Origin of the sequence: Mesorhizobium sp. M1027, from assembly GCF_040318745.1 — a bacterium.
Taxonomy (GTDB): domain Bacteria; phylum Pseudomonadota; class Alphaproteobacteria; order Rhizobiales; family Rhizobiaceae; genus Mesorhizobium.
Genome location: NZ_JAMYMW010000002.1, coordinates 222052 through 247081, shown reverse-complemented (window position 1 = coordinate 247081; position 25030 = coordinate 222052). Strand labels below are relative to the sequence as shown.

Sequence of the window (25030 nt, the reverse complement as noted above, 5' to 3'; positions counted from 1 at the left end):
ACCGGCAAAACGCCGATGCCGGCCAATGCCTTTACGCCACCACTTCGCCGTGCTGGCTGATGTCGAGGCCTTCGACCTCTTCCTGGGTGGAAGGACGCAGGCCGACCAGCGCCTTGACGATGTAGAGGATCACGAAACTCGCGATCGCCGTCCACAGGATGGTGAAGACGATACCGTAGAGCTGCTTGCCGACGGAGGCGCCCGAGCCGAGGCTGTTGATCGCCGGATCGGCGAGCACGCCGGTCAGCAATGCGCCGATGATGCCGCCGATGCCGTGCACGCCGAATGCATCGAGCGAGTCGTCATAGCCGAACGCGTGCTTGAGCTTGACGGCTGAGACGTAGCACAGCACGCCGGCGACGATGCCGACGATGAAGGCGCCGGTCGGATTGACGAAGCCGGAAGCCGGCGTCACCGCGACCAGGCCAGCAACGGCGCCCGAGATGATGCCGAGAACGCTCGGCTTCTTGGCGACGATCCATTCGGCGAACATCCAGGCGAGCGCCGCGGCGGCAGCGGCAACCTGGGTGTTCAGCATCGCGGCACCGGCAAGGCCGTCGGCGGCCAGTTCCGAACCGGCGTTGAAGCCGAACCAGCCGACCCACAGCAGCGAAGCACCGATTACGGAGTAGACGAGGTTGTGCGGCGCCATGTTGGCGGTGCCGTAGCCTTCACGCTTGCCGAGAACCAGCGCGCAGACCAGGCCGGCAACACCGGCATTGATGTGAACGACCGTGCCGCCGGCGAAATCGAGAACGCCGGCTGTGCCGAGGAAGCCGCCGCCCCACACCCAGTGCGCGATCGGGGCATAGACCACCAGCAGCCACGCCCCCATGAAGATGAGCAGCGCCGAGAACTTCATGCGTTCGGCGAAGGCGCCGGCAATCAGCGCCGGCGTGATGATGGCGAAGGTCATCTGGAACATCGAGAAGACGAACTCAGGGATGTTCGCCACGCCCGGCAGCCACAGCGACGAGGTGGTGATGCCGTTGTGGAAGAACTTCGAGAAGCCGCCGAGATAGGCATTCATGCCGCCGCCATCCGAGAAGGCCAGCGAGTAGCCGAACATGAACCACAGCACCGTCACCAGGCAGGTAATGGCAAAGCTCTGCATGATCGTGGCGAGCACGTTCTTCTTGCGCACCATGCCGCCATAAAACAGCGCCAGGCCCGGTATGGTCATCATCAGCACCAGCGCCGTCGAGGTCAGCATCCAGGCGGTGTTGCCGGTGTCGAGCGCGGGCGCTGGGGCAGCCGGTGCTGCCGGTGCCGCTTCCTGCGCGAACGCAGCAACCGTGCCCAGTGCAGCGAGAGCGAGCGAGCCCAAAACGGCCGCGCGTCCCGTTATCTTCAAGGTGGAAGGAATATTCATTGAACTCTCCATTGGAATACGTATCCGCGGCTCAAAGCGCATCGGTGTCTGTTTCGCCGGTGCGAATGCGCACCGCCTGGTCGATGCCAAAAACGAAGATCTTGCCGTCGCCGATCTGGCCGGTCTTGGCCGCCGCGGTGATGGCTTCGACCGCCCTGTCGACCATGTCGACAGCAACCGCGACTTCGATCTTGATCTTCGGCAGGAAGCTGACCGCGTATTCCGCCCCGCGATAGATTTCCGTGTGCCCCTTCTGGCGTCCGTAGCCTTTTACTTCGGTGACGGTCAGGCCCTGGATGCCGACCGCGGTGAGCGCCTCGCGCACCTCGTCGAGCTTGAACGGCTTTATGATTGCCATCACGATCTTCATAAGGTTTCACCCTTTGCTGTTGCGGGTCCCCGCGTTTTGCACGACTTCGCCGATCCCCATGAGAGCCGGAGAGTGCCCGCTAGGATTCAAGCTCCGTGCCAATTGCCGAAGCATGGTGTTAAGCTGTTGTTAAACAACGAAATCGGGAAGGTTTGCCGACTGCCTGTTCACAGTCGCGGCAGTGCATATGATTAAAAAATAGGCAAATTTCCAAAAATGCCTACTCCGCAGGCGGTCGCTTCAGCCGGATGAGTCCTTCTTGGGCAACCGAGGCGATCAACGTGCCGTCGCGGGCAAACAGCGAGCCGCGGGTAAAACCGCGCGATCCTTGCGTCGACGGGCTGTCTTGCGTGTACAGCATCCAGTCGTCGAGCGGGTGGCTGCGGTGGAACCACATGGCATGGTCGAGGCTGGCTGCCTGGATATCGCGATCGAAAATGGCGCGGCCATGGGCAAAGGTTGAGGTGTCAAGCAGCGTCATGTCGGAGAGGTAAGCGAGCACAGCCGCCTGCGTGGCGCGATCGGCCGGCACCGGACCGGTGGTGCGGATCCAGATGTTCTGCTTCGGCTCGAGCTTTTCCCGGCTGGTATAATGCTTCAGCATCACCGGCTTCATCTCGATCGGCCGGTCGCGCTCCCAATAGCGCTTGATGCCCTCGGGCACCGCTTCGCCGAACTTGCCCAGCAATTCGCGTTGCGACAGCAACGTGTCGGGCGCCGGCACGTCCTGCGGCATCGGCACCTGATGTTCCAGGCCGACCTCATCCTGTTGGAACGAGGCTTCCAGCGAAAAGATCGCCTGGCCGTGCTGGATTGCGACGACGCGGCGCGTGGTGAAGGAGCCGCCGTCACGGATGCGGTCGACCTCGTAGATGATCGGCACCTTGGTGTCGCCCGGCCGCATGAAATAGCCATGCAGCGAATGCACATGGCGCTCGGGCTCGACCGTTCGCTGCGCGGCGACCAGCGCCTGGGCGATGGTCTGGCCGCCGAAGATGCGCTGCCAGTCGAGCTTGGGGCTGCGACCACGATACAGGTTGTGTTCCAGCTGCTCGAGGTCGAGAATGCCGAGAAGCTCGTCCATGGCTGCCGTCATCTTGACCTCGCCGCAAAATTACCATGGCGGTTTCCGACAGGAACAGCGGGCAGTCAAGGGCGGAAAGCCCGGCAACGTCAGGCTGCGAAAGGAATTGCGATGGTGGACAGCAAGAATTCGCTCGACGTTCTTGTCGCCGGCGCCGGGTATGTCGGGCTGGCCGCCGCCGTATCGCTGAAGCAGGCGCGGCCGAGCCTTGCCGTTGCCGTCGTCGATGCAGCACCCGCCGGGGTCTGGCGGAAGGACGGCCGCGCCTCGGCGATTGCCGCCGCCGCGTGCCGCATGCTCGACCAGCTCGGCGTCTGGAACGAGATCGCGCCGGAGGCGCAGGCGATCACCGAAATGATCGTCACTGATTCGCGCACATCCGATCCGGTCCGCCCGGTGTTCCTCACTTTCGATGGCGAGGTCGCGCCCGGCGAACCCTTTGCGCATATGGTCGCCAACAAGGATTTGAACGGCGCCTTGCGCCGGCGCGCCGAACAACTCGGCATCGGCATCATCGAAGGCGTCGCCGTCAGCGCCTTCGACATCAACGGCGCCGGCATAACCGTGCATCTTGCCGACGGCGCGACGCTGAAGGCGCGGCTGCTGGTTGCCGCCGACGGCCTCAATTCGAAGCTGCGCGACATGGCCGGCATCAAGACGGTGAAATGGGAGTATGGCCAGTCCGGCATCGTCTGCACGGTGGCGCATGAGCGGCCGCACAACGGCCGCGCCGAAGAGCATTTCCTTCCCGCAGGCCCGTTTGCCACGCTGCCGCTCAAGCCGGGCAAGGACGGCACCAACCGCTCGTCGATCGTCTGGGTCGAACGGTCGCAGGATGCCGACAAGCTGGTCAGTGGCGACACCCTGGTCCTGGAATATGAGCTCGAGCAGCGCTTTGGCCTGAAACTCGGCGAAATCCATATCGCCGACAAGCCGCGTGCCTGGCCGCTTGGGCTGATCATTGCGCGCGCCTTCGTCGCGCCGCGCATCGCCTTGGCCGGCGACGCCGCCCACGGCATCCACCCGATCGCCGGCCAGGGGCTCAATCTCGGCTTCAAGGACGTGGCGGCGCTGGCCGAAGTGGTGGTCGAGGCCGACCGGCTCGGCCAGGACATCGGCGCGCTGGACGTGCTCGAGCGCTACCAGCAATGGCGGCGTTTCGACACGGTGCAGATGGGCATCACCACCGATGTGCTGAACCGGTTGTTTTCCAACGATTTCGGCCCGCTGCGCACTTTGCGCGACATCGGCCTCGGCCTTGTCCAGCGCATGCCGCGGCTGAAGGGATTCTTCATCCGCCAGGCGTCGGGTCTGTCCGGCGACACGCCAAAACTGTTGAAGGGCGAGGCGATCTAGGCCCGGCAAGCGCGCGTGTTTTACTAGCGTTCGGTCAGTTGACCTCAAAGCCTAGCTTCTGGCGCAGCCGGAGCATGCGCTGGTCGGGAATCGGCAGGTTTTGTCCACCAGCTTCCGCCGCACGACTGACCATTCGCAGCAGATCGTTCCTTTCAGCTGCGTCGAGCCGTTCGCGCAGGAACGGTGCCAGCTTGTCGATGACGACCGTGGCGTCGTCGATTTGCGATGCCGCCCATTTGGCGTAGATCACGGCTTCATCGGTCTGCTTTTTGTCGGCGATCTCCGAGATCACCGATCGAATGGCGGCTTCGCGTTGCGGCAGCACAGGACCATGCTCGGAAACAATCGCGGTGATCAGCGTCGCGGCGGCGACGACCGGATCGTCGATCGCCGTCAGCGGCGAGAGCGCCGCCTGCTTGCGCAGCTTCTTGCGGCGGATATTGCCTTGGACGCGGCCAACGACGTCGGCAACCTCACGCGCCGCGTCGTTCATGATCTTCAGCCGGTACCACCAGAACGCCGCTGCCCCCAGCAGGCCGATTGCAGCAATCAATATATGCATACCTCAAGATCCCCAATCTCGGGCGACGATAGGAGAAGTATTGCTTCGCTTCAACACGCAAAAGTTGCATCGATCGAAGAAAACGAAAGCCTGCGCCAGTCATCGGCCGCCATCACTTTGCCAAGGATCTTATCGGGACATCCCTACGACCCCGGCAAGTTGTAGATCGCCCGCACCTCGATCGTGCCGATTTCGGCTAGCGGAATGCCGCCGGCGATCTCCAGCGCCTCGTCGAGATCCCCGGCCTCGATCATGACGAAACCGAGCAGCTGCTCCTTGGTCTCGGCGAAGGGGCCGTCAGTGACCAGCCGCTTGCCCTGGCGCCGGCGCACGGTCTTCGATGTCTTCACCGATTGCAGCGCCTGCGCGATGATCAGGCGGCCGCTTTGCGCCACCGACCTGTCATAGGCCAGCGAATCGGCGTCGAGCTTGGCCAGCCTCGCAGGCGTCATTGCGTAGAGATCTTTTTCTTCACCGTAGACCAGGCAAACGTATCTCATCTTTACCTCCATTCCTGGGTTGGACCGTAGGGCGAGGCGACGGACACGTCAGCTGGGCCTTTGGCCGCTGCATAGTCGAGAAAGGACACCGCAATGCCGATGATGGCAATCGCCGCAAGCAGTCGGCCGAAGCCGGAAGGCTGCAGGCGCGACCAGTCGGCTTGTTGTTCACCGGCCCCGTGGCCGGTGCTTGTCCAGTGAGCAGAAAACAGATTGTTCATGTGGTCCTCCATCCGGCCACCAAGTCCATGGCCGCCCGCAGGACGGCCGGGACAGATGGAAGTCGACATTTTTCCACGCGTATTTTTTCGAATTTTTTTCGCTCGACATGATGTGTCACGCTGCCGCCGATACGAAAGCGTGGATGGCCTTCGCTCCGGAGCGCGCTATAGTCGACCGGACGCCGACTACGGGTTCAATCACGACAATCAAGGAGGAATTGATGGACCGCACCGCCAACGCCGTTTGGAAAGGCAGTTTCAAGGAAGGCAAAGGCACGCTCGATACCCAGAGCGGGACGCTGAAAGGCACGCCCTATTCTGCCAAGATGCGTTTCGAGGACGAGAGCGGCAAATCCGGCACCAACCCGGAAGAGCTGATCGCCGCCGCCCATGCCGGCTGCTTTGCCATGCAACTTTCGCATCTTCTTGCCGAGAACGGCACTCCGGCTACCGAGCTCGACGCCAAGGCCGTGGTGACACTGGTCCCCGGCACCGGCATCACCGGCAGCGCGATCACGCTGGTTGGCAAGGTACCGGGCATCGATGCCGCCAAATTCCAGGAACTAGCCGAAAAAGCCAAGGGCGGATGCCCGGTCTCGAAGGCGCTCGGCGCCATCAAGGTGTCGCTCGACGCCAGACTCGGCTGACGGGCGAGGTTCGGGGCAATCGTTCAGACAGATGGACCCAATTGTCTTGGACGCCAATTGTTGAGGCCGGCGCTGCCCCTCACCCACCTGCCGGGCATTTCTCCCCGTATAGTGACGGGGAGAAAGAAGCTGGCCGCAGCCGCGGCACCCTTCTTGCAACGCTAACTATTGGGCGAAACCGTCGATGAGAGCGTCCCTCTCCCCGTCACTATACGGGGAGAGGTCGCCGGTAGGCGGTGAGGGGCAGCGCTAGCCGATCGAAAGCGGCAACGAACATGTCACGTTGAGGGCGCTGTCAGCCAACGTCTCGAAAATCCTTATCGCCCATCGCCGGTCAGCGCATCGAGGCGGGCGCGCAGTGTCGCGACCTCCTCCTCGAGAACCTGCACGCGCGTCTCCAGATCCGAGGCCGGCGAGGACGATTGCAGAGGCACTGCTGCAGTCGACAGCTGCGGCGGCCCGCTGAGCAGATGGACATAGCGATCCTCGCGCTGGCCGGGGCCGCGATCGATCTGCTGCACCAGCGGCGGCCTTCGGCCGATCAGCAGGTCGAGATTGCCGCGAAGCTCCTCGATCGACGGCAACCGCGCCAGGCGCTCGCTTCGCGCCAGCAATTCATAGGCCGTCTGCGGGCCGCGCAGCAACAACAGGCCGAGCAGCGCGATCTGCGCCGAGGTCAGGGAAAAGCGCTGTGCCACGACATGCTCATAGCGCTCGACGCGCGACGCGAAGACCTGCCTGACGAGGCCCTTCTGCTCCAGCTGGCCAAGCGCCCGCCTGACCTCGGCAAGCTCGACCGACATCACCGGCTCGCGCGCCGTCTTCTGGTTGGCGGCGGCAAGTGCCGCATTGAGCGTCAGCGGATAGACGTCCGGCGTCAGCTCCTTCTTCTCGATCAGGCAACCGAGCACGCGGGCTTCGATGGGAGAGAGGATGGGAAGGTCGGAGTCGGTCATTGGATCGGCTATCCTTCTGAGGCCGGAGGGACAGCACCCCCCTCCGTCCTGCCGGACATCTCCCCCGCAAGGGGGGAGATCGGCAGCTTCAACGCTGTGCGTCCATTCTTGCAATGGTGGAGATTAGCGAAAGCCAAGATGACGGCCAATCTCCCCCCTTGCGGGGGAGATGTCCGGCAGGACGGAGGGGGGCGCGAAGGATCGCTACGGACGAGACGATCTCGGCTGCAACCCGCCCGCCCCCTATACCCGTCGCTCCACCATCATCTTCTTGATCTCGGCGATCGCCTTGGCCGGGTTGAGCCCCTTGGGGCAGGTCTGGGCGCAGTTCATGATGGTGTGGCAGCGATAGAGCCGGAACGGGTCTTCGAGATTGTCGAGCCGCTCGCCCGTCGCCTCGTCCCTGGAATCGATCAGCCAGCGATAGGCCTGCAGAAGCGTCGCCGGGCCGAGATAGCGATCGCCGTTCCACCAGTAGCTCGGGCAGGAGGTCGAGCAGCAGGCGCACAATATGCACTCGTAGAGCCCGTCGAGCTTTTCGCGGTCCTCATGGCTCTGCAGCCATTCCTTGGCCGGCTCGGGCGACACCGTCTTCAACCACGGCTCGATCGAGGCATGCTGGGCGTAGAAATTGGTGAGGTCGGGCACCAGGTCCTTGACCACTTGCATGTGCGGCAGCGGATAGACCTTGATCGCGCCGGCAATGTCGTCGCAGCCCTTGGTGCAGGCCAGCGTGTTCGACCCATCGATGTTCATGGCGCAGGAGCCGCAAATGCCTTCGCGGCAGGAGCGGCGCAAGGTCAGCGTCGGGTCGATCTTGTTCTTGATCCAGAGCAGCGCGTCGAGCACCATCGGCCCGCAATCGTCCATGTCGACGAAATACGTATCCATGCGCGGGTTCTCGTCATCGTCCGGCGACCAGCGGTAGATGCGGTATTCGCGCAGATTGGTGGCACCCTCCGGCTTCGGCCAGGTTTTTCCGGCCATGATCTTCGAGTTTTTCGGAAGCGTCAGTTCGACCATTACCTCAGGTCCTTTCGGATGACGAGCTTCAGCCCGGACCAGATCTCGTTCACGGCGGCGACCTTGACGTCGACGAGGTCGAGCTTCAGCGCCTCTGTGCGGATAACGTCCTCGGTGACGTCGGTCGGCACTTTCGATGCCTTTTTTGGCCAAGAGACCCAGACCATGCCGTCCCGCTTGATCGCTGCTTCGATGTCGCCAAGACGGTCCTCGATCTCGACACGCTGCCGGGTGAAAGCGTGTACGGCATCATATTTCTCATGAACGCCCGAAATCGCCGACCAGTCAGCCAGCCGGTCGAGCTCGGCAAAGTCCACGGCTTCGGCAAGGTCGTCCAGCTCGGCCGGCAAGGCGACGAAGGCGGCAATCATCCCGTCCTTCAGGCCGAGCTTGGCTGGAAGGGGCATGCCGGAATATCCCGCAACCGCCAGCGCCATCGTCAATACACTCTCGCCTTCGGCGCAATCTTGGCCGGATTGATGCCGCCGTCTGCCTCCTTGAGCAGCGTCTCGGTGTGCACCGGCCGGTAGCTGAGCGCCACCTCGCCGGCCTCGTTGAGCCGGGCCAGCGTGTGCTTGCGCCAGTTGGCGTCGTCGCGGGCCGAAAAGTCCTCCCGCGCGTGCGCGCCGCGGCTTTCCTTGCGCGCCTCGGCGCCGTAGACGGTGGTGATGGCGTTGGCCATCAGATTTTCCAGCTCCAGCGTCTCGACCAGGTCGGAGTTCCAGATCATCGAGCGGTCAAACACCTTGACTTCCTTGAGCTCGCCCCAAAGCTGCGAAATGCGCCTGCAGCCGCTTTCCAGCGATTCCTGGGTGCGGAACACCGCCGCGTCCTCCTGCATCGCCTTCTGCATCTTTTCGCGCAAAACCGCTGTCGGCGTCGAGCCGTTGGCGTGACGCAGCCGGTCGAAGCGGTCCATGATCTTTTCGACGGCGGCCTCGTTGGGCGGAGGGATCGCCGATGTCCGGTCGATCACCTGGCCGGCCCGGATCGCCGCCGCACGGCCGAACACCACCAGATCGATCAGCGAGTTCGAGCCCAGCCGGTTGGCGCCGTGCACCGAGGCGCAGCCGGCTTCGCCGACCGCCATCAGCCCGGGCGACACCTGGTCCGGATTCGACGCCGTCGGGTTCAGCACCTCACCCCAGTAATTGGTCGGCACGCCACCCATATTGTAATGGACCGTCGGCAGCACCGGGATCGGCTCCTTGGTCAGGTCGACGCCGGCAAAGATCTTTGCCGATTCCGAAATACCCGGGAGCCTCTCGTGCAGAACGGCCGGGTCGAGATGGTCGAGATGCAGGAAGATATGATCCTTCTTCGGGCCGACGCCGCGGCCCTCCCTGATCTCCAGCGTCATACAGCGCGAGACCACGTCGCGCGAAGCCAGATCCTTGGCTGACGGCGCGTAGCGTTCCATGAAGCGCTCGCCCTCGGAATTGACGAGATAGCCGCCCTCGCCGCGCGCGCCCTCGGTGATCAGGCAGCCGGCGCCGTAGATGCCGGTCGGGTGGAACTGCACGAACTCCATGTCCTGCAGCGGCAGCCCTGCGCGTGCGGCCATGCCGCCGCCATCGCCGGTGCAGGTATGCGCGGAGGTGGCCGAGAAATAGGCGCGACCATAGCCGCCGGTCGCCAGCACCACCATTTTCGCCGAAAAGCGGTGGATGGTGCCGTCGTCGAGGTTCCAGGCGACGACGCCGGTGCAGGTGCCGTCCGGCTCCATGATCAGGTCGAGCGCGAAATACTCGATGAAGAACTGCGCATTGTGCTTCAGCGACTGGCCGTAGAGCGTGTGCAGCATGGCGTGGCCGGTGCGGTCGGCGGCCGCGCAGGTGCGCTGCACCGGCGGCCCCTCGCCGAAATTCATCATCATGCCGCCGAACGGCCGCTGGTAGATTTTCCCGTCCTCGGTGCGGCTGAAGGGGACGCCGTAATGCTCGAGCTCGTAGACCGCAGCCGGCGCTTCGCGCACCATGTATTCCTGCGCGTCGGTGTCGCCCAGCCAATCCGAGCCTTTGACGGTGTCGAAGAGATGCCACTGCCAGTTGTCGGGACCCATATTGGCGAGCGAGGCGGCAATGCCGCCCTGCGCCGCAACCGTATGCGAGCGCGTCGGGAACACCTTGGTGATGCAGGCGGTGCGCAGGCCCTGCTCGGCCATGCCGAGCGTGGCCCGCAGGCCGGCGCCGCCGGCGCCGACGACCACGACGTCGAATTTGTGGTCGACATAGCTATAGGCGGAAGCCGTGTTGGCGTTCTTCGCGTCCTTGGCCAAAACTCAGCCTCCAAATGCCAGTTTAAGCAGGGCGAAGACCGAAGCGACGCCGACGACTACGGGAAAGAATGTGTTGAGGGCGAGCAGCGCCAGCCTGGCGCCTTCGCCATGCACATAGTCTTCGATGATTGCCTGCATGCCGAGCCGCATGTGGTAGAGCACCGACAGCAGGACCAGCGCCAGCACCAGTGCCACGAATGGATTGGCAAGTGCGGCGCGCACCTCGATATAGCTGGCACCGTTGAGTGCGATCAGGAAACCCACGAAGAACAGGACCAGCGGGATGTTGGAGATCGCCGTCAGCCGCTGGCGCCAGAAATGGCCGGTGCCCTCGCGGGCGGAACCGAGGCCGCGGACCTTGGCCAGCGGCGTACGCATGTCGGTGTTTTTGCCGCTCATGTCAGGCTCCCCCGCGCCATGTAGCCGGCGATCCAGATCAGCAGCGTCAGCGTGACCGAGCCGGCCAGCGTCGCCCAGGCGATCCTCGACGCCGTATGCTTTTCCAGCCCTGCCCCAGTGTCCCAGATCAGATGGCGCACACCGCCCAGCATGTGGTGCATCAGCGCCCAGCTGTAGCCGAACAGCACCAGCCGTCCCAGCCACGAGCCGAAGGCCCAGTTGACGGCATTGAAGGTCGCCTCCGAACTCGCCGCCGCCATCAGCCACAGCGCGACCAGCAGCGTGCCGAAATAGAGCGCCCCGCCGGTGATGCGGTGGACGATCGACATCGTCATGGTGATCGGCGGCCGATAGACGGTCAGGTGCGGCGAAAGCGGCCGTTCACGTCTGGCAAATTCGCGGGTGGCTGGTGATTTGCTCATGGCTCCCCCAGTTCGGCGTCTCTGGAGCCTCAGGTGGGAATGCGGCATTGCCGCTTCCGGTTGCGACTTCGGACAGCCGGTTTCTAATGCTCTTTTTGCACCGCGTCAAAGCCGGAAAACCGTTTCGAAAACGTAATTTAGTCTGATGAAAGCGGCGTTTTCAGCTTCAATCGATTAGGACTGTCGCCTTAAGCCGGCACAATGTCGCTGCACTGCAAAATATGGCTGCCACAAAGGGGCGGATCAGCGCTTGCAGGCCAGCGGTGAGGCACCGCCCTTCATCACCAGCGCGTCACGCCCGTCGATCACGATTGCGTCATGCGCCTCGCCGTAACGGCTGGTCTGATTTGGCCGGTGAAGCCGGCAGCTCGGCACTGGTGCCGTCCTGGCCGAGCACGCGCACCGACGTGCCCAGGTTCTCGATGGTCATCACGCTACCGTCGGCGCAGTTGTAAGTAGCAATGCGCGGCTGCGGTGCCGTCGGTTCGCTGGCGGCGGGAGCAAGCGACACGGAAGCGGCGGCCGTATTGCCAAGCTTGGGCGCGCTGGTCTGCGGCGCGCAGGCGGCGGCCGCCAGTAGCGGCGGAATGGCCAGCGCCACCCGAAACCTGCGGTGTAATCTCATGCTGCTTTCCCCCGCGTATCGAGCCCCCCGGATTTTCATGCTTTTTGAGTCGCGCCCGATGCCGGCGATCGTGGGAACAAGGCATGGCCGAATGATGGCCGGTGGGCGATCGGGTATTAACCATATTTTCCAGGACCTCGCCCCGACTGCGGTTGCCCTCTTAACAAAGGTTAATAAAAGGTTAATTTCTGATTCGAGGAGGCTTGCCTCTCAGCAATGGAGCAGCACGCCATGCATTCGAATTCAGCAGGATCGCGCCTTCCCTGGTTCCTATTGGCGGCGCTCGCCGTCGGCGTCGTCGCACCGGCATTCGCCGGGACGCGCCATCATGACCGCGTCTATGCCGATTCCTTCGGCAATCTGGTCATCGAAAGCGCCGCCGGCTACAAGCGTATCCTCGTCGGCGAGGGCAAGCTGGCCAAGGAATTGTCCGACTACACTAGTGCTGGCCAGCCCGACGTGATCTATGAAAATGAATCGGACGATTTCCGCGGCGGCGACTGCTACAGGCCGCCGGTTTTCGTCAAGGGCCGCAGCTATATGTACGGCCTCTCCGACGGCGAAATGCCGGAGCTCAGCCCCTGCCGCTGACGGCCACGCCGCCCTTGGTTGACGGCGCCGGCAGGGCAACAGCCGGCCCCACCGAGACACGCACGCAATCGCGGCCGCTGCCCTTCGCCTGATAGAGCGCTTTGTCGGCGCGCCGCAGCAGGTCGGAAAAGCTTTCGCCCGGACCAAGCTCTGCAACGCCGAAGCTGGCGCTGCAGCGGTGATTCGCGGGCAGGCAGTCGATCGGCGTGGCACCGAAGGCGCTGCGCGTGCCCTCGGCAAAGAGCCGGGCGGCGGCTAGATTGGTCCCCGGCAGGAAAATAGCAAATTCCTCGCCGCCGATGCGTCCGGCGACATGATGGTCGGCCGCGGCATCGCGGAGGAAACCGGCAAAGGCCTCGATGACCCGATCGCCCGACGCATGACCGTAAGTATCGTTGACGTGCTTGAAATGGTCGAGATCGGCAATGACCAGTGCCGCTGGAACGGCGCGCCGCATGGCGTCGCGCAGTGCGATCTCGGCATGGCGCTCGAAGCCGCCACGGTTGAGCAGCCGCGAAAGCGTGTCGGTTTCCGATTTCGACGTCGCCTCGGCGAGCACGTCGCGGACCAGGATAGCCAATGTCACCAGCGCCAGCGCCAGGCCGAACACGGTGCCGACAGACTGCGACACCAACGCATAGCTGGTCTGCGCATAAGATTGCGGGTTGGCACCCCAGCCCCCAAGCGCATGGGCGATGAAGGGTTTGCTGGCGAATTGCAAGGTGCTGGCCGCCAGGACAGCCATCAGCATATAGTCGAGCCGCTCGCGTCTTTGCCTGGACGACAAGACGATCGCCAGCCCGGTGAATTGCATGGCCGCATAGGGAAGCTGGTAGGCCGCCATTCGCACAAAGGATTGGCGTGGCAGGTCCTGGACGAAGTAGACCGCGAGGGTGGCGAAGATCAGGAAGAACAGCATCGGCGCCCAAGGCGGCGAAACGCGGTATTTATGGGCAAGCCCGCCATTGAAGGCGATGGTAGCAGCAAGGAAAGCGGCAAAGGCGGCGACAACTACGGGGCGCGCATTGTCGAAGGCAGGAATGCTGAACTCGATCGCGAAATAAGCCATGCCGAGCACATAGCCGAACGCCAGCCAGCGCGCCGACACCCGGCCGGCGTCATAGACCGCGATCGTCATGAAGGCCGCCGCCAGCAGCCCGGCAACGAACAGGTTGATCAGCAGGATGAAATTAGCGCTGCCCATGGCGTTTTGGCACTCCCCCCGAACAGCAGATCACCAACGGGCGAAAAAGACGTTAATTCGAAGCCGCCGCTGACGCTCAGCCAGCACTGGTCCGATTGGGAAGGACGACCGTTTCAGGCCGCTGATGGGACAGGCACACGCTGTCGCGGCCATTCCTTTTGGCTTTGTAGAGCGCTTCGTCGGCGCGGCGCATCAGCGGGTCCAGCCCTTCGTGGCTGGTGCGGGCGGCCACGCCGAAGCTCGCGGTCACTCTTGTCTCGGGCGGAAGCCCGTCGATTCGGCCCGCCGAATAGAGCGTGCGAATGGTTTCGGCATACAGTCTTGCCGCGCCAAGGTCGCTGAGCGGCAACAGCACGGCGAACTCTTCGCCGCCGACGCGGCCGGCAACGCCGCGCGCACCTGCAGCCGACAGAAGCTTGGCGGCGAAATCGACGATGACGCGATCGCCGGCCGCGTGGCCATGCTGATCGTTGAGTGCCTTGAAATGATCGAGATCGGCCAGCACCAGCGTAACCGGCAATCGCGCCGTGGCACAGTGCTGCAGCACCAGCGTGGCGCGCTCCTCGAAGCCGCGGCGGTTGAGCAGGCCCGACAGCGGGTCTGTCAGGGTTTCGGTCTTCAGGGCCTTCGTCACATCGAGCGCGGCGGCGCCAAACAGGCAAAGTGCAATAAGCAGCGACAGCAATGCATGCGACAGCAGCGCCGTCGTCCAATAGGAGGAGGTGTAAAGCCCTTCATAGCTGGTGAACGGCCCATGCGCGATGACGACGGCAAGGGTCCGCGCCAGGAAGTTCATGCCGGAAAGCAGCGACAGTACGAACAGGACCATTTCTGTCGGGCCGTTGTTGCGCACTGCGCGCAACTCGGCGGCAACAACCAGGCTGATGCCGCCGAAGCTGAAATTGATGGCAAGGATGCGCCAGGTGAGATCCGGCCGGGCAAAAAGAAACCACGAGAACGCGGCCAGTCCGCCGCAGGCCAGAATGCCGACCGCCGTGTAAGGCACGCGCCGCCCATAGCGCGCAATGACCGCGCCGGCGAGACAGCAAGTGGCAAAGGTGAAGCACAGGATCGAGATGAGCTTGGTGGGCGCCATACCGACAGGCAGCGTGAAATACTGGAGCAGGAAGCCTGCGGCCGAGGCCGAGTAGCCCGCCGCCAGCACGGCCAGATAGGGACGGTGACGCTGATAGAACCACAGCACGAGAAATGCAGTGCCGAGTGTGAGGGCGATGCCTGGATTGAGCAGCGCTATGAGCAGGCCGGTGTCCAAGCGCTGTAATTTCCCCTCGCTTCCCTCAGGAGACGTTAGAGCGGAAGCCCAAACAAGCGGTTAAGCGAAAGCGAATATACGACAGGTGCGTCGACGCAGCCGCTGGGCGGAACCGCGAACGGCGAGCGGCGTTTCACGACGGCAACCAGGAGACGCTCCGATGGCCGACACGATCATGCTGACCGATCACGATGCAATTCGCTCTTGGGCGGCGGCGCGCGCCGGCTTTCCGGCGATCGTCGACGTGTCGCCCGAAGCCGGAACGCAGCCCATGCTGAGGCTGGTCTTCGGCCAGCATGCCTATCAGGACCAGGATGAGCCCGAACGTCCGGTCAATGCCGGCGGCTATGAACTGGTCGAATGGGATGAATGGTTCAAACTCTTCGACGAGCGCCAACTGGCGCTGGTCGTTGCAAAGGACCAACCCGGCCGACGTGAGGGATTTCACGAATTCGTCAGGCGGCCCGGCTGAAGAATGCCCGAACCGCATTGCGGCTCGGGCACTCTCATATCCGACTGGGCGCGCCCTGCGCTATTTCCACTCGCGGATGTCGACGAAATGGCCGGCAATTGCCGCCGCCGCCGCCATTGCCGGCGACACCAGATGGGTGCGGCCCTTGAAGCCCTGGCGCCCTTCGAAATTGCGGTTCGAGGTCGAGGCGCAGCGCTCATGCGGCTTCAGCCGGTCGTCGTTCATGGCAAGGCACATCGAGCAGCCCGGCTCGCGCCAGTCGAAGCCGGCCGCGACAAAGATCTTGTCGAGGCCTTCGGCCTCGGCCTGTTCCTTGACCAGGCCGGAGCCCGGCACGATCATCGCGCTGACCCGCGGATTGACCTTCTTGCCTTCGATCACCTTGGCGGCGGCGCGCAGATCCTCGATGCGGCCATTGGTGCAGGAGCCGATGAAGACGCGGTCAAGTTCGATATCGGTGATCTTGGTGCCCGGTATCAGGCCCATATAGTCGAGTGCACGCTGCTTGGACGTGCGCTTGTTCTCATCAGTGATGTCGTCTGGGTTCGGCACGATGCCTTGAACCGAGACAACGTCTTCGGGCGAGGAGCCCCAGGAGACGATCGGCGGCAGCTTTGCCGCGTCGAGCACGACGACCTTGTCGAAATGCGCGCCTTCGTCGGACTGCAGCGTCTTCCAATAGGCGAGCGCGGCATCCCAGGCTTCGCCCTTGGGGGCGCGCGGCTTGTCCTTGACATAGGCGAAGGTGGTCTCGTCCGGCGCGATCAGGCCGGCGCGCGCGCCGGCTTCGATCGACATGTTGCAGATCGTCATCCGACCTTCCATCGACAGCGCACGGATTGCCTCGCCGGCATATTCGATGACATAGCCGGTGCCCCCGGCTGTGCCGATCTCGCCGATGATGGCGAGGATGATGTCCTTGGCGGTGACGCCTTCCGGCAGTGCGCCGTCGACGCGCACCAGCATGTTCTTGGCCTTGCGCTGGATCAGCGTCTGCGTCGCCAGCACATGCTCGACTTCCGAGGTGCCGATGCCGTGCGCCAGCGCCCCGAACGCGCCATGCGTCGAGGTGTGGCTGTCGCCGCAGACGATGGTCATGCCGGGCAGCGTGAAGCCCTGCTCGGGACCGATGATGTGGACGATGCCCTGGCGGATATCCTTCTCGGAATAATATTCGATACCGAAATCCTTGGCGTTTTTGGCCAGCGCCTCGACCTGGATGCGGCTTTCCTCGTTCTTGATGCCGAACTTTCGCTCGGGCGAAGTCGACACGTTGTGGTCGACGACAGCCAGCGTCTTTTCCGGATGCCGAACTTTGCGGCCGGTAATGCGCAGGCCTTCGAAAGCCTGCGGGCTGGTGACTTCGTGGACGAGGTGGCGGTCGATATAGAGCAGGCAGGTGCCGTCGTCCTGGCGGTCGACGACATGGTCGTCGAAAATCTTGTCGTAGAGGGTGCGCGGTGCGCTCATGTGCGTAAATCCGTCGATTTAAAAAGGGAAAGGGACGCCGGTCGGCCGGCGAAACAGCCTGGCGAGTCCGCCCTAGCGAAGTCGGCTGGTCAGCGCCCCGCAGACGCGCGCGGAAAATCGCGACGGCAGGCGTTTCCTGTCCTGCAGCACGAAACCTTTATAGGCCGGATCGCCAAAAAGCTCTTCCATGGCGCTGCTCATATCAATGTTTTGGCTTTTCAGCAATCGCGTCTGCCTTCGCAGGCGCTTCACAGCACCTCGAACACGAAGGTTTTCACCAGCGCGTCGGGCTCGGCGATCGCGTAGCAGCGGAACCATGGGCTCTCCTCGACCGGCCGCCATTTTTTCGCCTGCTCCAGTTCGCCAAACACGGCCTTGAACCCGCTGCTTTCAAACACCTGGTCACGGACCGTAAAGATGGCGTGGCCGCCCTTCCGGGTGATGCGCACCAGCTCATGCAGGCCCGACGCCGGCGCGTGGCTGATGGTGAACACGCCGGTCGAGAAAAAGGCCCGGAAATAGCCGTCCGGCCAGGGCAATGGCCCGCCGAGTATCGCCTGTTTCAGCTCGCTGTAGGCCTGCCGGCCGCCGGCGATTTTCAGCATGTCCTGCGACAGGTCGAGGCCGGCAACGTCGTGGTAGCCTAGCGCCTTGAGCGACGGCCCCGACAGGCCGGTGCCGCAGCCGGCGTCGAGCAGCGGTCCTTCGCCCGGCGGCACGTAGCGCGCCACCCAGGCGGTGATCAGGAACGGCAGGAGATAGCCGAGCGCCGCGGTTTCGCCGTCATAGGTCGCGGCCCATTGCGCATAGGCCTTGGCGAGCGCCTCAGGCGTGTCGGCCGTGTAGACCGCTTCAAGCGCCGCATTGGCCTTGTCGATGATCATGGGTCCTCCCCGGTCGCGTCCGCTCGATGGTAGCGCCGTTTTCGCCTGCCTTCTATTCCCCATGCTGGTGGCGCAGCCGCTTCTCCAGCGCCCGCATGGCCAGCGACAGGCCGACGGTCAGGATGAGATAGATATAGGCGACGATCGAATAGGTTTCGAAGAAGCGGAACGAGCCGGCGGCGTAGATCTTGCCCATCTGGGTGATGTCGGCGACGCCGAGCACCGAGACCAGCGAGGAATCCTTGACCATGGCGACGAAATCATTGCCGAGCGGCGGCAGGATGGTGCGGATCGCCTGCGGAAAGACGACCAGCCGGAAGCGCTGCGTGCGCGTCAGCCCGAGCGCCTTCGCCGCCTCGATCTGGCCCTTCTCGACCGCCTGGATGCCGGCGCGGAACACCTCCGAGATGAAGGCGGAATAGCCGATGGTCAGCGCCATGACGGCGCGCCATAAAAGCGAGACGTCGCGTACCAGCAGCTCACCGAAGAGGCCGGCGCTTTGCAGCGGCGCCGTCAGCGCGTTCCACGCTGCGACGAAGGCCGGCGCGCCGGCAAAGGCGATCCAGAACAACAGCACCAGCATCGGTACGCCGCGGATGATCTCGACGTAGAAGCGGGCGATCTGGCTGAGCCAGCGTGAGCCCGACAGGCCCATCAGAGCGACGCCGAGCCCGATCGCGCAAGCCAGCGCGAAGGCGACCACTGTGACGAAGATGGTGACGCCGATGCCCTTGGCGACGGTTGCGAAGACCTGGGCATAGAGGTCGCTGGCAACGATGAAGACGGCGGCGGCCAAGGCGATCGCCACGGCCACGGCAAGCCACCACGGGAAGTCGGATTTGGCCGAGGCGAGAGGCGGCGACGGCATCAAGCGGTACCGGTGACAGAGTCACGAAGGCAGCGTTCTGTCACACCCCCCTCTGGCCTGCCGGCCATCTCCCTCTCAAGGGGGGAGATCGGCAGCTTTGACCTCGCCGTCCGTTCTGCAACACTGAAAATTAGCGAAAACCGATGCGAAATCCGATCTCCCCCCTTGCGGGGGAGATGGCCGGTAGGCCAGAGGGGGGTGTACGAGCGCAGAGTCAGCGCGAGTTCCCGCGCACAATCGTCATGAAATGCGCGCAACAAGCGGGCCTACTGCCCCATCTTGTAGTCGAGGAACCACTTCTTGTTGAGCGCGTCGAGCGTGCCGTCGGCCTTGAGCGCGGCGATCGCCGCGTTGACCGGCTTCACCAGGCCGGAGCCCTTGGGGAAGATGAAGCCGAAATCCTCGGTGCCGAGCGGCCCGCCGATCAGCTTCAGCCCGCCATTGGACGCATCGACATAGCCCTTGCCGGCAGTGCCGTCGGTGAGCACGACATCGACGTCGCCGGCCTTCAGCGCCTGCACCGTCGCGCCGAATGTCTCGAACAGCTTTATGCGCGGGTTCTGCTCATTGCCGTCGAGCACGCTGTAGACGGCGGTGTAGAACGGCGTGGTGCCGGCCTGCGCACCGATCAGCCCGTCCTTGAAGGCAGCGAACGTCTTGGCATCGGTGAAGCGTTTCTCGTCGCCGCGCACCAGCATGAACTGTTCCGAGCGCATATAGGGATCGGAGAAATCGACCTTCTGCTTGCGGTCGTCCTTGATGGTGATGCCGGTCATGCCGATGTTGTATTGGTTGTCGGAAACCGCCTGGATCATCGCGTCCCACGAGGTGTTCTGGTACTCGACCTTGAAGTTCAGCCGTTTGGCGATCTCGTTCATCGCGTCATATTCCCAACCGATCTGCTTACCGGTCTTGGCATCGATAAACTGCAGCGGCGGATAGGCGTTTTCGGTCACCACCACCACTTTCCTGCCGCCAAGATCGGGCAGCGCCTGCGCCAGGGCCGCGATGGGCAAGAGAAGGCAAGCCAGCAGGCCGGCCAGCAGCAGTTTCGATTTGGTCATGACACGCTCCCCAAGAACTGAACCGCCTCGATCGACCGAGGCATGCAGGAAATCCGGCGCCGACTTTAGCTTTCCGCAGGCGCCTTGCAAGCCGCTCCGATGCGCCGCTCGGCACGAAAATGAGTTTCCGATGCTTTCAATGGCGGCATTACGGAACGATCCGTATCGATTGCGGACCGGCAAAATCGAATCCACCTCGCACAACAAAAAGGCGGCCGAAGCCGCCTTTCCGAAACCATGGGTTTTGACGACGTCTTATTCGGCGGCAGCTGCTTCCGCGGCCTTGGCGGCCTCGTCGGCGGCCTTCTTCTCGGCGGCGTCCTGCGCGGCCTTCTCGGCGGCCAGCGCCTGCGCGGCGGCCACCTTCTCGGCCTCGATGCGCGCCTTCTCGGCGTTCAGCGCATCGCGCTCTTCATCGTTGAGCTTGCGGGCGCGCACGCCGGTGTTTTCCGAAATACGCGCCGACTTGCCGCGACGGTCACGCAGATAGTACAGCTTGGCGCGACGCACCTTGCCGCGGCGCACGATCTCGACGCCCTCGACCATCGGCGAATAGACCGGGAACACCCGCTCCACGCCTTCGCCGTAGGAGATCTTGCGGACGGTGAAATTTTCCTGGAAGCCGGCGCCGGCGCGGGCGATGACGACGCCCTCATAGGCCTGGACGCGGGTGCGGGTGCCTTCGGTCACGCGGACCTGAACGCGCACGGTATCGCCGGGCTGGAATTCGGGAAGCTTGCGCTTGGCTTCGATCTTGGCGGCCTGCTCGGCCTCAAGCTGACGGAGGATGTCCATCTCAATAATCCACTTCTTGTTCTTCCGACAGTCAGAGCGTCCGACACTCGCCTTGCAGTCGCATCGACCGCTCGGCTATGCCCTTCGTTCGAGAACTTCTGTTCGAGAACATCGGGCAGGGGCGACTACACCGTCACTGTTGACGGGTCCGGGAGAATTTTCTTCCGGTTCGGCGCGCACATACAGCTATTTCGGCGCTTTGTCACGCCTTCGCTGGCTCTTTTTTGGCGCTGCTTCTTTTTGGCTGGCGCCGCTGTGGCAATCCCGTGATCGCTTGTGGTCCAGGGGGTTGCGCCCGCGCGTCAAGCTTTCTAAGCCGGAAGATAAGCATTTTTCCTCCAGCGACGACACCCCTCATGCCAATCTTGGACGCGGTCCTGCTCTTTCTCGCCGGCTTTCTATCAGGCGCGGTCAACGCCGTTGCCGGCGGCGGCACGTTCATAACCTTTGGCGCCATGACCCTGGCCGGCCTGCCGCCGATCGTCGCCAACGCGACATCGTCGGTGACGCAATTTCCTGGCTATATCACCTCGACGCTGGCCTATTGGCACGACATCAAGCATTTCTGGCGCGGCGCACTGCTGCTCAGCCTCATTTCGGCTCTCGGTGCGCTGTCTGGCGCGCTCATCCTTCTAGGCCTCGACAACCCGTCGTTCCGCGCCTTGGTGCCGTGGCTGCTGCTGGCGGCAACAGCGTTGTTCGCTGCCGGGCCTTGGCTGAAGCCGGCGCCCAAGCCGGAGCATGAAGCCGCCGTGGGTTCGCTGGTCGGGTCGCTGGCGCAGTTCGCCACCGCCGTCTATGGCGGCTTCTTCGGCGCCGGCATGGGCGTCATGATGCTGGCGACGCTCGGTCTCACCCAGTCCGGCGATTATCATCGGCTGAACGCATTGAAGAACATGCTGGCCGTGGTCATCGCTGCGGTTGCCATCCTGGTCTTCGTCTCTGGCGGCGTCATCGCCTGGCTGCAGGCGATCATCATGATCCCGGGTGGCGCGCTCGGCGGCTATGCCGGCGTCTGGATCGCCAGGCGCGTGCCGCAGAACGCGGTGCGCGGCTTCGTCATTGCCGTCGGCCTGTTCCTGGCCTTCTACTATTTCGATAAGGGCTGAGCGGCTAAAAGATCCGGCCGTCGCTCCTTCGTCAGCCTCTCCGCTTCGGCCCGCCGCCACGCCGCGATCTTGCTGTGATTGCCCGAAATCAACACTTCCGGAATCGGCCGGCCCTCGAATTCCTGCGGCCGCGTATAATGCGGATGTTCGAGCAGGCCGTTTTCAAAGCTCTCTTCCTCGCCCGATACCGCATTGCCCATCACGCCGGGCAGCAGGCGCACCACGGCGTCGAGCAGCACGAGTGCCGCCGGCTCGCCGCCGGACAGGATGAAATCGCCGATCGAGACTTCCTCGAGGCCTCGCGATTCGATAACCCGCTGGTCGACGCCTTCGAAGCGGCCGCAGACGATCACCGCACCCGGCCCGGCGGCGAGCTCACGCACACGCCGCTGTGTCAGCGGCTTGCCGCGAGGGCTCATCAGCAGGCGCGGACGTGGATCGCCTGCCGGCGAGGCATGGTCGATAGCGCTGGCCAGCACGTCTGCCCGCATCACCATGCCGGCGCCGCCGCCGGCCGGCGTGTCGTCCACGGTCCGGTGACGATCGCGGGCAAAGTCGCGGATCTGGATCGTTTCGAGCGACCAAATGCCGGTCTCGAGCGCGCGGCCGGCCAGCGACAGGCCAAGCGCGCCGGGAAACATCTCGGGATAGAGCGTCAGCACCGAAGCCGAAAAACTCATCGATTGCCTCCGGCGTCCCTCGGCCCGCGCGGCCGGCCCTTGGGGTCGAAGCTGTCGCGCTCGGCAGATTCTCCGTCCTCGTCCTCGACCAACCCTGCCGCAGCCGGATCGATGCGGACAAAGCCGCCGGCGATCGACACTTCCGGAACAGCGGCCTGCGTGAACGGGATAAGCACGCCTTTGCGCCCCGCCAGCGTCACGTCGAGAATGTCGCCGCCGCCAAAATTATGCACGGCGACGACCTTGCCGATAATGGCACCGGTGTCGTCCTTGACCTCCAGCCCGACGAGATCGGCGTGGTAGAATTCGTCCTCTTCGCCCTCATCAGGCAACACCGAACGGTCGACGAACAATTCGGTGCCGGCAAGCGCCTCGGCGGCATGGCGATCGTTGACGCCTTTGAAGCGCACCACCACGACGGTGTTGGCAGGCCTGATGTCGACGATCTGGAAGGCGCGGCCATCCCTGGCGTAGAGCGGACCGTAATCGGCCAGCGCCAGCGGGTCGCCGGTAAAGCTCTTGACCCGCAATTCGCCCTTGATGCCGTGCGCGGCACCGATCACGGCCATCTGGACGGGGTTTTGCGGTTTGCTCATCTGCGGAAAATCCTTTGCCTTGCTCTAACCCCAGCCCATCGTCATTTCAATGATGCCGCTCTTCACCGCTTCCTAACCCGCATGCCGGAAGATGGCCGGGAACTGGAAGAGCGCAATGCAGGAATTCCTCATACCGGCAAAGCCCGATCTTCAGGCGGCGCGCGAGGCCTGGCTGAAGATGCTGGCGCGCGAACGCCGGCTGTCGCCCGAAACCGTCGAGGCCTATGAGCGCGACACGCGCCAGTTCCTGCATTTCCTGACCAGCCATTGCGGCGGCTCGCCCGGTATTTCCGACATCGCCGATCTGCGCCCGGCCGATCTGCGCGGCTTTCTCGCTGCCCGCCGTGCCGAGGGCGCCGGCGCCCGCACGCTCGGGCGCGGGCTGGCCGGCATCCGCTCGCTGCTGCGTTTCCTGGAACGGCGCGGCCTCGCCAATGCGGCAGGTGCGGCAGCCTTGCGCGCGCCGCGGCAGCCGAAATCGCTGCCCAAGCCGCTGACCGCAAGCGATGCAAAACACGTCGTCTCGGTGGAAGGCCAACTGGCGGAGGAGCCGTGGATTGCCGCGCGCAACGCCGCCGTGCTGACTCTGCTTTATGGGTCCGGCTTGCGGATCTCCGAGGCGCTCGGCCTGTCGGGCGCCGATCTGTCCTCACCTGGTGATACTGTGCTGCGCGTCACCGGCAAGGGCGGCAAGACGCGGCTGGTGCCGGTGCTGCCGGTAGCGCTGCGGGCGATTGCCGAATACCGCCGCCTCTGCCCCTGGCATCTCGATCCCAAGGGCTTGCTGTTTCGCGGTGCCCGCGGCGGCCCGCTCAACCCGGCGATCGTTCAGCGCGACATGGCCAAGCTGCGCTCGGCGCTCAACCTGCCCGACACCGCGACGCCGCATGCGCTGCGCCATTCTTTCGCCACGCATCTGCTTGGGCGCGGCGGCGACCTGCGCACCATCCAGGAGTTGCTCGGCCACGCCAGCCTGTCGACAACCCAGATATACACCGGCGTCGACACCGCGAGGCTGCTCGAGATTTACGAAGCAGCTCATCCTCGTGCGTGATGGACGCTTGAATAGGTGACGATCTCGCAACAATTTTGATGCGCTGATTAACCGTTTTGCCGCTTTTTGCGCCTACAAGCGCAGCATGAAACGCCTCATCGCCATCGCCGACCGCGCGACCCAAGTGTCGCTGAAGCTGCTCGTCGCGCTCAACGCCCTGTTTTTCCTCTCCTTCCTCATCATCGCGCTGCTCGCCGCGGGCAAGGCACGCGCCGAGGCCCCGGCCTGCACCGGTACCGATATGCTGAGCGCGCTGCAAAAGAACGACCCGGCTGGCTACCGCAAGATCGAGGCGGACGCGGCAGCAACACCGAACGGCAAAGGCTTGCTGTGGAAGCTGGAAAAATCGGGCGAAAAACCGTCCTTCCTGTTCGGCACCATGCACCTTACCGACCCGCGCGTCACCACGCTGCCACCCGCCGCGCAGAAGGCATTCGATGCAGCTGGCACCGTCGTCATTGAGACCACCGAAGTGCTCGACAAGCAGAAGATGATGGCAGCATTGCTGAAAGAGCCGGATCTGATGATGTTCACCGACAAGACGACGCTTTCGTCGCTGCTGTCGCCGGAGGACGCGGCGGTGGTCGACAAGGCGCTCGACGCGCGTGGCATCCCGCCAGCGACCGTCGCCAAGATGAAACCTTGGTTGCTGTCGGCGATGGTGGCGCTACCAGCATGCGAAGTCGCCCGCCAGGCTGGCGGCGCGCCGGTGCTCGACGTCAAGCTTGCCAAGGACGCCGAGGCTGCGGGCAAATCAGTCGAGGGGCTGGAGACAATCGCCGACCAGCTGCGCGCCATGGCTTCGCTACCGATCGCCTTTCACCTGAAGGGTCTGGTCGTTACGCTGAAGCTTGGCGACAAGGTGAACGACGTCAACGAAACCATGATCGTGCTTTACCGCCGTGGCGACACTGGCATGTACGTACCGCTGTTTCGGGCTGTCGTCCCCGAACAGGTCGACGACCAATCGGGTTACGCCGAATTCGAGCAGACCATGATCACCAGCCGCAACAGGGTGATGGTTGATCGTGCAGCGCCGATCCTCGCCCACGGCAATGTCTTCATGGCGGTCGGCGCCATGCACCTTCCCGGAGCGCAAGGCTTGGTCGAGGGTTTCCGCAAGACCGGCTATACCGTGACTGCCGTCAACTGAAC

30 protein-coding genes are annotated in these 25030 nt (G+C 63.8%); 7 read left to right on the top strand and 23 right to left on the bottom strand.

From position 1 onward, the window contains the following. Positions 1-31: 31 nt before the first annotated feature. The 3 genes from NKH50_RS05755 to tesB form a co-directional block, all read right to left on the bottom strand. Complete coding sequence (locus tag NKH50_RS05755; RefSeq protein WP_352508970.1) at positions 32-1354, bottom strand: ammonium transporter; 1323 nt, start codon at positions 1352-1354, stop codon at positions 32-34. A 49-nt stretch (positions 1355-1403) separates the two neighbouring features. Continuing rightward, a complete protein-coding gene (locus NKH50_RS05750; protein WP_254817816.1) occupies positions 1404-1742 on the bottom strand; it encodes a P-II family nitrogen regulator in 339 nt (112 codons plus the stop codon). A 220-nt stretch (positions 1743-1962) separates the two neighbouring features. Further along, the gene (gene tesB / locus NKH50_RS05745) at positions 1963-2838 is read right to left on the bottom strand and encodes an acyl-CoA thioesterase II (protein WP_352691683.1); all 876 of its coding nucleotides are present in this window, start codon (positions 2836-2838) and stop codon (positions 1963-1965) included. Between the two features lie 99 nt (positions 2839-2937). On the opposite strand from tesB, the gene NKH50_RS05740 reads away from it, so the two are divergent. Beyond that, positions 2938-4182, top strand: a complete 1245-nt coding sequence (locus tag NKH50_RS05740; RefSeq protein ID WP_352877242.1) for a ubiquinone biosynthesis hydroxylase — start codon at positions 2938-2940, stop codon at positions 4180-4182. A 34-nt stretch (positions 4183-4216) separates the two neighbouring features. Here the strand turns inward: NKH50_RS05740 and NKH50_RS05735 are convergent, their stop codons facing one another. From NKH50_RS05735 to NKH50_RS05725, 3 genes are all read right to left on the bottom strand, one after another. Then, on the bottom strand, positions 4217-4744 hold the full coding sequence (locus NKH50_RS05735) for a hypothetical protein (protein ID WP_352479975.1): 528 nt from the start codon (positions 4742-4744) through the stop codon (positions 4217-4219). 143 nt (positions 4745-4887) lie between these two features. Further along, positions 4888-5244, bottom strand: coding sequence for a YciI family protein (locus NKH50_RS05730; protein WP_352877240.1), 357 nt, complete (start codon positions 5242-5244; stop codon positions 4888-4890). A 2-nt stretch (positions 5245-5246) separates the two neighbouring features. Beyond that, positions 5247-5465, bottom strand: coding sequence for a hypothetical protein (locus NKH50_RS05725; protein WP_352508947.1), 219 nt, complete (start codon positions 5463-5465; stop codon positions 5247-5249). 221 nt (positions 5466-5686) lie between these two features. Between NKH50_RS05725 and NKH50_RS05720 the strand changes: the two genes are divergently transcribed. Next, positions 5687-6112, top strand: a complete 426-nt coding sequence (locus tag NKH50_RS05720; protein ID WP_352508948.1) for an OsmC family protein — start codon at positions 5687-5689, stop codon at positions 6110-6112. A 317-nt stretch (positions 6113-6429) separates the two neighbouring features. On the opposite strand, the gene NKH50_RS05715 is transcribed toward NKH50_RS05720, so the two are convergent. The 7 genes from NKH50_RS05715 to NKH50_RS05685 all read right to left on the bottom strand — a co-directional run bounded on the left by NKH50_RS05715 (position 6430) and on the right by NKH50_RS05685 (position 11815). Then, on the bottom strand, positions 6430-7068 hold the full coding sequence (locus NKH50_RS05715; RefSeq protein ID WP_352751447.1) for a YceH family protein: 639 nt from the start codon (positions 7066-7068) through the stop codon (positions 6430-6432). A 243-nt stretch (positions 7069-7311) separates the two neighbouring features. After that, entirely contained in the window at positions 7312-8091 is a 780-nt protein-coding gene (locus NKH50_RS05710; protein WP_352701261.1) for a succinate dehydrogenase iron-sulfur subunit, read from the bottom strand. Next, the gene (locus tag NKH50_RS05705) at positions 8091-8528 is read right to left on the bottom strand and encodes a DUF3052 family protein (RefSeq protein ID WP_352701418.1); all 438 of its coding nucleotides are present in this window, start codon (positions 8526-8528) and stop codon (positions 8091-8093) included. Before NKH50_RS05705 ends, NKH50_RS05710 begins: the two co-directional genes overlap by 1 nt. Before the next feature lie 2 nt (positions 8529-8530). Then, entirely contained in the window at positions 8531-10369 is a 1839-nt protein-coding gene (sdhA, locus tag NKH50_RS05700; RefSeq protein WP_352701260.1) for a succinate dehydrogenase flavoprotein subunit, read from the bottom strand. 3 nt (positions 10370-10372) lie between these two features. Continuing rightward, positions 10373-10768 (bottom strand): succinate dehydrogenase, hydrophobic membrane anchor protein, encoded by a 396-nt coding sequence (gene sdhD / locus NKH50_RS05695; RefSeq protein WP_352508952.1) that lies wholly within the window; start codon positions 10766-10768, stop codon positions 10373-10375. Beyond that, positions 10765-11190 carry a succinate dehydrogenase, cytochrome b556 subunit gene (gene sdhC / locus NKH50_RS05690; RefSeq protein ID WP_352479640.1) on the bottom strand — a complete coding sequence of 142 codons (426 nt, stop codon included), beginning with the start codon at positions 11188-11190 and terminating at the stop codon, positions 10765-10767. Before sdhC ends, sdhD begins: the two co-directional genes overlap by 4 nt. A gap of 316 nt (positions 11191-11506) precedes the next feature. Further along, positions 11507-11815 (bottom strand): hypothetical protein, encoded by a 309-nt coding sequence (locus tag NKH50_RS05685; RefSeq protein WP_352877236.1) that lies wholly within the window; start codon positions 11813-11815, stop codon positions 11507-11509. Positions 11816-12046: 231 nt separating this feature from the next. Here NKH50_RS05685 and NKH50_RS05680 point away from each other — a divergent pair, with 231 nt between their 5' ends. Continuing rightward, the gene (locus NKH50_RS05680) at positions 12047-12406 is read left to right on the top strand and encodes a hypothetical protein (protein WP_352877234.1); all 360 of its coding nucleotides are present in this window, start codon (positions 12047-12049) and stop codon (positions 12404-12406) included. On the opposite strand, the gene NKH50_RS05675 is transcribed toward NKH50_RS05680, so the two are convergent. After that, positions 12390-13610, bottom strand: a complete 1221-nt coding sequence (locus NKH50_RS05675; RefSeq protein WP_352877232.1) for a GGDEF domain-containing protein — start codon at positions 13608-13610, stop codon at positions 12390-12392. The two genes, NKH50_RS05680 and NKH50_RS05675, sit on opposite strands and share 17 nt — an antisense overlap. 76 nt (positions 13611-13686) lie before the next feature. Further along, positions 13687-14883: a GGDEF domain-containing protein gene (locus NKH50_RS05670; RefSeq protein ID WP_352508956.1), complete on the bottom strand. Its 1197-nt coding sequence runs from the start codon at positions 14881-14883 to the stop codon at positions 13687-13689. Positions 14884-15043: 160 nt separating this feature from the next. On the opposite strand from NKH50_RS05670, the gene NKH50_RS05665 reads away from it, so the two are divergent. Continuing rightward, positions 15044-15355, top strand: a complete 312-nt coding sequence (locus tag NKH50_RS05665; RefSeq protein ID WP_352508957.1) for a hypothetical protein — start codon at positions 15044-15046, stop codon at positions 15353-15355. Between the two features lie 60 nt (positions 15356-15415). On the opposite strand, the gene leuC is transcribed toward NKH50_RS05665, so the two are convergent. The 6 genes from leuC to rplS all read right to left on the bottom strand — a co-directional run bounded on the left by leuC (position 15416) and on the right by rplS (position 20436). Beyond that, positions 15416-16825, bottom strand: a complete 1410-nt coding sequence (leuC, locus tag NKH50_RS05660; RefSeq protein WP_352508958.1) for a 3-isopropylmalate dehydratase large subunit — start codon at positions 16823-16825, stop codon at positions 15416-15418. A gap of 72 nt (positions 16826-16897) precedes the next feature. Next, positions 16898-17026: a hypothetical protein gene (locus NKH50_RS05655; protein ID WP_352877590.1), complete on the bottom strand. Its 129-nt coding sequence runs from the start codon at positions 17024-17026 to the stop codon at positions 16898-16900. Between the two features lie 47 nt (positions 17027-17073). Next, positions 17074-17709, bottom strand: coding sequence for a class I SAM-dependent DNA methyltransferase (locus tag NKH50_RS05650; protein ID WP_352508959.1), 636 nt, complete (start codon positions 17707-17709; stop codon positions 17074-17076). Between the two features lie 52 nt (positions 17710-17761). After that, positions 17762-18577: an amino acid ABC transporter permease gene (locus NKH50_RS05645; RefSeq protein ID WP_254817833.1), complete on the bottom strand. Its 816-nt coding sequence runs from the start codon at positions 18575-18577 to the stop codon at positions 17762-17764. Between the two features lie 266 nt (positions 18578-18843). Continuing rightward, positions 18844-19641 (bottom strand): transporter substrate-binding domain-containing protein, encoded by a 798-nt coding sequence (locus tag NKH50_RS05640; RefSeq protein WP_352877228.1) that lies wholly within the window; start codon positions 19639-19641, stop codon positions 18844-18846. A 255-nt stretch (positions 19642-19896) separates the two neighbouring features. Beyond that, positions 19897-20436 (bottom strand): 50S ribosomal protein L19, encoded by a 540-nt coding sequence (gene rplS, locus NKH50_RS05635; RefSeq protein ID WP_254817835.1) that lies wholly within the window; start codon positions 20434-20436, stop codon positions 19897-19899. A gap of 356 nt (positions 20437-20792) precedes the next feature. Between rplS and NKH50_RS05630 the strand changes: the two genes are divergently transcribed. After that, complete coding sequence (locus NKH50_RS05630; RefSeq protein ID WP_023679781.1) at positions 20793-21545, top strand: sulfite exporter TauE/SafE family protein; 753 nt, start codon at positions 20793-20795, stop codon at positions 21543-21545. Here NKH50_RS05630 and trmD read toward each other — a convergent pair. After that, the gene (trmD, locus tag NKH50_RS05625; protein ID WP_352701251.1) at positions 21527-22225 is read right to left on the bottom strand and encodes a tRNA (guanosine(37)-N1)-methyltransferase TrmD; all 699 of its coding nucleotides are present in this window, start codon (positions 22223-22225) and stop codon (positions 21527-21529) included. The two genes, NKH50_RS05630 and trmD, sit on opposite strands and share 19 nt — an antisense overlap. Next, entirely contained in the window at positions 22222-22821 is a 600-nt protein-coding gene (rimM, locus tag NKH50_RS05620) for a ribosome maturation factor RimM (RefSeq protein WP_352701250.1), read from the bottom strand. Before rimM ends, trmD begins: the two co-directional genes overlap by 4 nt. A 115-nt stretch (positions 22822-22936) precedes the next feature. On the opposite strand from rimM, the gene NKH50_RS05615 reads away from it, so the two are divergent. Continuing rightward, positions 22937-23875: a tyrosine recombinase XerC gene (locus NKH50_RS05615; protein ID WP_352508964.1), complete on the top strand. Its 939-nt coding sequence runs from the start codon at positions 22937-22939 to the stop codon at positions 23873-23875. Between the two features lie 85 nt (positions 23876-23960). Next, a complete protein-coding gene (locus NKH50_RS05610; protein ID WP_352877224.1) occupies positions 23961-25028 on the top strand; it encodes a TraB/GumN family protein in 1068 nt (355 codons plus the stop codon). The last annotated feature ends 2 nt before the right edge of the window (positions 25029-25030 follow it).